The sequence below is a fragment of the Desulfomarina sp. genome (assembly GCF_054039375.1).
This window is the reverse complement of record NZ_JBPLBA010000052.1, coordinates 1-5,219: the sequence shown is the minus strand read 5'-3', so window position 1 is coordinate 5,219 and position 5,219 is coordinate 1. Positions and strand designations below refer to the sequence as shown.

General features: G+C 48.2%; 3 protein-coding genes, 1 tRNA gene and 1 pseudogene. 1 reads left to right on the top strand and 4 read right to left on the bottom strand.

Translation table 11 applies throughout. From position 1 onward, the window contains the following. Positions 1-596 precede the first annotated feature (596 nt). From ACXLDX_RS02870 to ACXLDX_RS02855, 4 genes are all read right to left on the bottom strand, one after another. A tRNA-Arg gene (locus tag ACXLDX_RS02870) sits at positions 597-673 on the bottom strand. Between the two features lie 75 nt (positions 674-748). Further along, positions 749-1,048, bottom strand: coding sequence for an HNH endonuclease (locus ACXLDX_RS02865; protein ID WP_457575685.1), 300 nt, complete (start codon positions 1,046-1,048; stop codon positions 749-751). After that, positions 1,048-2,394, bottom strand: a complete 1,347-nt coding sequence (locus ACXLDX_RS02860) for a bifunctional folylpolyglutamate synthase/dihydrofolate synthase (protein ID WP_457575684.1) — start codon at positions 2,392-2,394, stop codon at positions 1,048-1,050. Before ACXLDX_RS02860 ends, ACXLDX_RS02865 begins: the two co-directional genes overlap by 1 nt. 240 nt (positions 2,395-2,634) lie before the next feature. After that, the gene (locus ACXLDX_RS02855) at positions 2,635-4,788 is read right to left on the bottom strand and encodes an ATP-dependent helicase (RefSeq protein ID WP_457575683.1); all 2,154 of its coding nucleotides are present in this window, start codon (positions 4,786-4,788) and stop codon (positions 2,635-2,637) included. A gap of 175 nt (positions 4,789-4,963) precedes the next feature. Here ACXLDX_RS02855 and ACXLDX_RS02850 point away from each other — a divergent pair. Further along, a pseudogene (locus tag ACXLDX_RS02850) lies at positions 4,964-5,219 on the top strand (hypothetical protein); the annotation flags it as partial.

The window sequence follows — 5,219 nt, the reverse complement described above, 5'->3', positions numbered from 1 at the left end:
GAAAAAAGAAGACGCACGCCTTCGACACTTGCCAATTCTTTTTTGAGCGCGTCATAGGCATAAATCGAAAACAAGCTGGAGATGATGGACAGTTTGGAATTCCCCTCGATGCACTCCTTGAACTTATCTCCTACTTTTCCGGCTTTCAGGTTGTCAAGCAGCATTAAATCTCAATCACCCATATTCACAGTGTAACATCATTCTACCATTGTTTCTTCACAATATACTATTTTAAAAAAGAAAATAAGCAAAACTATCCTGTTCCACCGTCATAACCATCATAGTCGCCCTGCTATTTACCAAGGATACTCAATTTTGAATCTTATAAGACTCCCGTGACAGCATGCCATGCAGAAGGATTATAAAGCAAGCGCTAGCAAAACGCTATTCGCCTAAAACGCAAGAAAAGTGCCCAGGAGGATGCACTCTAAAGCTCGAAGATTATCTGACAAATGACCCAAAGCATAAATTTGCAGATCAAGGCTGAAAATCATGAGTGAGTCTAATGCAGTTTTCCTCGGAACAATAGAACCTCTCCGGGCCCTCCTTTAGAAGTGGAGGGATTATGAATAACTAACTTATTTTACACGATATACTGGTGGGCGGGGCGGGATTCGAACCCGCGGCCTTTGGCTTCGGAGGCCAACACTCTATCCAGCTGAGCTACCCGCCCAAAGAGAAATCAAGCTGTGATGAAATACGGAGCACAAGATACTTGAAATGTATGCCGGAGTAAACAGAAAACCTGTCAGCCATTGCTGATTTTTTCCAGATACTCCTCCCACTCCAGGGGAAGCATGCTTTTTTTTCTGCTGTTGCAGGTCTTGCAGGCAGGGACCAGGTTATTTCTGCTGGACTTTCCGCCCCGTGACAGGGGCACGACATGGTCCATGGTTATTTCCCTGAAAGGTGTTTTTCGACCGCAGTAATGACAGATGCCGGAAGCAGTTTTCTGCTGCCACCATCTGCTTTTGCGCAGATCCCTGGCCTTGTTTTTTTCCAGGCGGATCTCCGCCTCATCCGGGGCATCAAAATCAAAAAATTCCATCAATCCTCCACCAGCTCACCCAGCAGCAGGCTCCGCATGGCCCCGACAAGATAGAGAGAGCCGCCGATCATGATCAGATCTTTTTCCGTAGCTCGCAGGGCAGCAAACTCCAGGGCCTCCCGGCCGTCACTGATACAATTATAAGTGATCCCCTCGTCTTCGGGAAGAAAAGAGCTGATATACTCCACCGTAGCGGACCGTTCCCCCTCCGGCTGGGTAAAGATCAATTCGTCTGCAAGGGGGACAATGGCGGCCAGGGTGGAAGTAAGATCCTTGTCGGCCATGGAACCCCAGATACAGATCAGTTTTTCGTAGGAAAACTTTTTCTCCAGGGTGAGTGCCAGATTTTTGACACCAGCAGGATTATGCGCACCATCAAGGAGATACCGACGTATTTTCGGTTCGTTTTCCGACTCTTTTTTTTCCCTCTTTCCCGCAACAAAGGGCAGTTCGAAATATTCCATCCTTCCCGGCCAACGGACGGCAGCCAACCCCTCTCTGATTTTACCAATACTTATTTTATAATCAATACGTTGCAATAGATTCAACACAGCTATGGTCAAACCATCGTTCTCCCTGTGGACCAGACTCGCGTGGGCACAGGTCAGTCCTTCTATCTTTTGGAAGTCAAAGCGATCTCCACCAAGCCAACTCCATGTATTATCATCATTTTCAATACAGTCAAAATCTTGACAAAGCTGAAACAGAGGCGCATTTTTTTCTCTGCAGACCTCGCGGATAACAGCCGCTGCCTCCGGATGGGTTGCCCCGGAAACCACCGGGATGTTTTCCTTGATTATCCCGGCCTTTTCACCGGCGACTGCCGTCAGGGTATCACCCAGGTAGAGCTCGTGATCCATGCTGATACTGGTTATGACAGACACCAGGGGAGTAACAACATTGGTGGCATCAAGCCTGCCGCCAAGACCGGTTTCCAGAAGGACCAGGTCAACTCCGGATTCTTCGAACCAGAGAAGGCCCAGGGCAGTGGTGAATTCAAAATAGGTGATCTTATCTTCTCCCAGCACTTCACAGATCCGGGCACCAATGGCCGCAAAAGCTTCCCGGCTGATATAGCTGTCTCCAATACGAAATCGCTCCCGCACGGAACTGAGATGGGGAGAAGTATATACACCCACCCGGTACCCACAGCAGCCAAGCACCTCCGCGAGAGCCGCACATACGGAACCCTTACCGTTTGTCCCGGCGATATGAATGCAGTTCAAATTCTCCTCGGGCCTGCCGACCCTGTCCAGAAAGGAACGCATGGCTTCCAGGCCGAGTTTGATCTTATGCATCTGCAGCTTGTCGAGGTGGTTCTGCACCTCTTCGTAAGTCATATTCATTTTTTCTTATTTTAATGAACTAAAATGGCCATAATTTTCTTTTTATTTACATACAAAACTCAGCTCGATAAAGTACGTACATCTTCAATCTGGCTGAGTTTTTTTGGTAATCAGCGTTCTACCTGGGCGTTGCCGGGTCAAATTTACAAAATAACCTGATTATGTATGAAACTCAGCCTGTTATTTGTGAGTCTGGGGATTGGGCTGAATTTCATGGGTAATCAAGATAACTTTTGTTATTTAGAAGGATCTTATTTTCAGTTTGGCATAGTCCAGATGCAACGTTTTCAAACCATGGCGATCAAAAAGCACGTCCAGTGATTTGGAGTCCGAAAGCTTTTTAACACTGCCTGTACCAAAAAAAGGGTGCTCCACCTTGCACCCTACGAAAAAATCGGCCATTCGCAGTTTGCGTACCGGTTTGCGCACTGTTTTCTTTTTAATGGAAGGTTTGCCGGAAAATCGACTGGTACTGTAATCGGGAGAAAAAGAGGCGCTGTCAATTTTCTGATAGAGCCCACCGCCAAGCTCCACCAGAAACGGCGACATGGGAGCATATGAATAACGCCTGTCCCGCCCCATCAACTGACGGGGATAAGAGAGGTAGAGATATTTTTTGGCTCTTGTGGCCGCCACGTAAAGCAACCTCCTCTCCTCCTCCCATTGACTGCCGAACCCTGCGGAGCTGTGGGGAAAACGCCCTTCGGCAAGGCCGATTATAAAAACCGCTTCAAACTCCAGTCCCTTGGAAGAATGGATGGTTGAGAGTACCAACCGCCGAATATCATCGTCCGTTCCGGCAGCTTCCGGTGGATCCAGGGTAGTATCGTCTATAAATGACTGTAGATCATCGTATTCCTTCATGATGGCACCAAGCTGATCCAGGTCCTTTTGCCGCTTGGGGTAGTCATCGGCATACAGTTCATAAAAAATCGGTGTATAGTAGCCCATAACCCGCTCGTAAAGAACTGAAGGTGCCTGCTGTCCGGACAACAGGTCCCGAATCAGTTCCGCCAGCTTATTAAACGACCCCTTCCATGTTTTGCCGGCAGGATAATCAGGAAGAGCCAGGAACGGATCGGCCGCCGCGGAGATAAATGCGGTGATCTTCTGTGCGGTCTTTGGCCCCACCTTATCGAGCTGGAGAAGAATCCGGTTCCAGGAAAGGTTATCCCTGGGATTAACCAGTATCCGTAAAAAGGCCAGCACATCCTTCATATGTGCCGATTCCGTCAGCTTCAGACCGCCCCGCTTCTCAAAATCGATGTTCTCCAGTGCCAGTTCCATCTCCAGTTTATAGGAATGAAAACCTGAACGAAAGAGAACGGCAATATTTTCAAGGTCCACCCCCCGGCTTTCAAGCCTGCGAATGGTTTTAACGATAAAGGCTGCCTCATCACCCTCGTTCCCGGCCACATAGAGTTTTGGCAGGATATCACCTTCGATTGAAGTGAAGAGGGTTTTTGCATACTTTTCTTCGGCATTTCTGATAATATCATTGGTCAGAGAAAGGATAGGCTGGGTTGAACGGTAATTTTCCTCCAGCTTGATTATCCTTGTATTTTCAAATACTTTTGGGAAACGCATGATATTATAGAAATCAGCACCCCGAAAGGAATAGATGGACTGGGAATCGTCACCCACCACCATCACATTCTCATGGCTGTGGGCAAGACTACGGATAATATCCGCCTGGATGAGGTTAGTGTCCTGGTATTCATCCACCATGATATATCTGAAACGTCCGGAAATCTCGTCCCGGGCGACGGTCGACTCAACCATCAGCCTTTTCCAGTTCACCAGCAGGTCGTCGTAATCCATCAAACCGTGATCAAATTTAAACTCCCCATAGTGTTTCTGCAGCTGGAGTATTTCCTCCACGTGATCACTGAGATGACCGTACTGTTCGTAGACAAGATCTTCCAGATCGATGGCCTTATTAACCGAGCCGCTGATCATATTGATGACAGCCCGCTTTGATGGAAAACGTCTGTCCCGTTTACCAAGACCAAGTGAAGACTTCAAAAGATTGATTATTCCTTCCGCATCAGCTCTGTCAATAATGGTAAAGGAGGAGCCGAAACCAAGCTCGGCCCCGAAACGCCTGAGAAGCATATTGGCAACCCCGTGAAAGGTCCCGCCAACCACTCGGCTGCATGTATCGTTCAGCAACCTTCCCGCCCGCCAGAGCATCTCCTGACTGGCCTTCCTGGTGAAGGTGAGCAGAAGAATAGATTCGGGAGCTACACCCTGTTCTATAAGATAGGCCACCCGATACACCAGGGTCCTGGTTTTGCCGCTTCCGGCCCCGGCAATAACGAGGACAGGCCCTTCTGTGGTTGTTACAGCCGTGTATTGCGGTTCATTGAGCTCATTGAGATTGACTGCAGTCATGTATTTTCCTGGTTCCGAGGTTAAAAACGGCGCCCAGTTTACCACAGGCCCATGCACCTTGCAAGACGGGGTGAAACCGGCCCGCCCAGCTTGACAAAACGATATTGCCGGGTATAGTAGCTGCTAATTTTCAGCACCAACCATGGAGGTAATTGGTCACAGGGGTAACAACTCTATGATTTTATTACCTCTGAACTGTAATTGCTCACAGGTACCGCAGATTTTTGCAGGCTCTTTTGTTCGTTATGGCCTGCTCACGCGGACAAAAGAGACCGTGAAAAGCTGGAGTGCCTGTGAGCAATTACCCATGGAGATAGCAGCTATGCCCACAGATAGATTCAAAGATTTATTCACCAAAGAAACTCTTCTGAAACTCTTTCCAAAGGAAAGAACCAACGAATTTTTTGACGCCCTTTTTGGTGACGCAAACG

Bases quoted from the DNA above. Each gene is read 5' to 3' on its own strand.
- ACXLDX_RS02860 (WP_457575684.1), bottom strand. From the start codon at position 2,394: ATGAATATGACTTACGAAGAGGTGCAGAACCACCTCGACAAGCTGCAG.
- ACXLDX_RS02865 (WP_457575685.1), bottom strand. From the start codon at position 1,048: ATGGAATTTTTTGATTTTGATGCCCCGGATGAGGCGGAGATCCGCCTG.
- ACXLDX_RS02855 (WP_457575683.1), bottom strand. From the start codon at position 4,788: ATGACTGCAGTCAATCTCAATGAGCTCAATGAACCGCAATACACGGCT.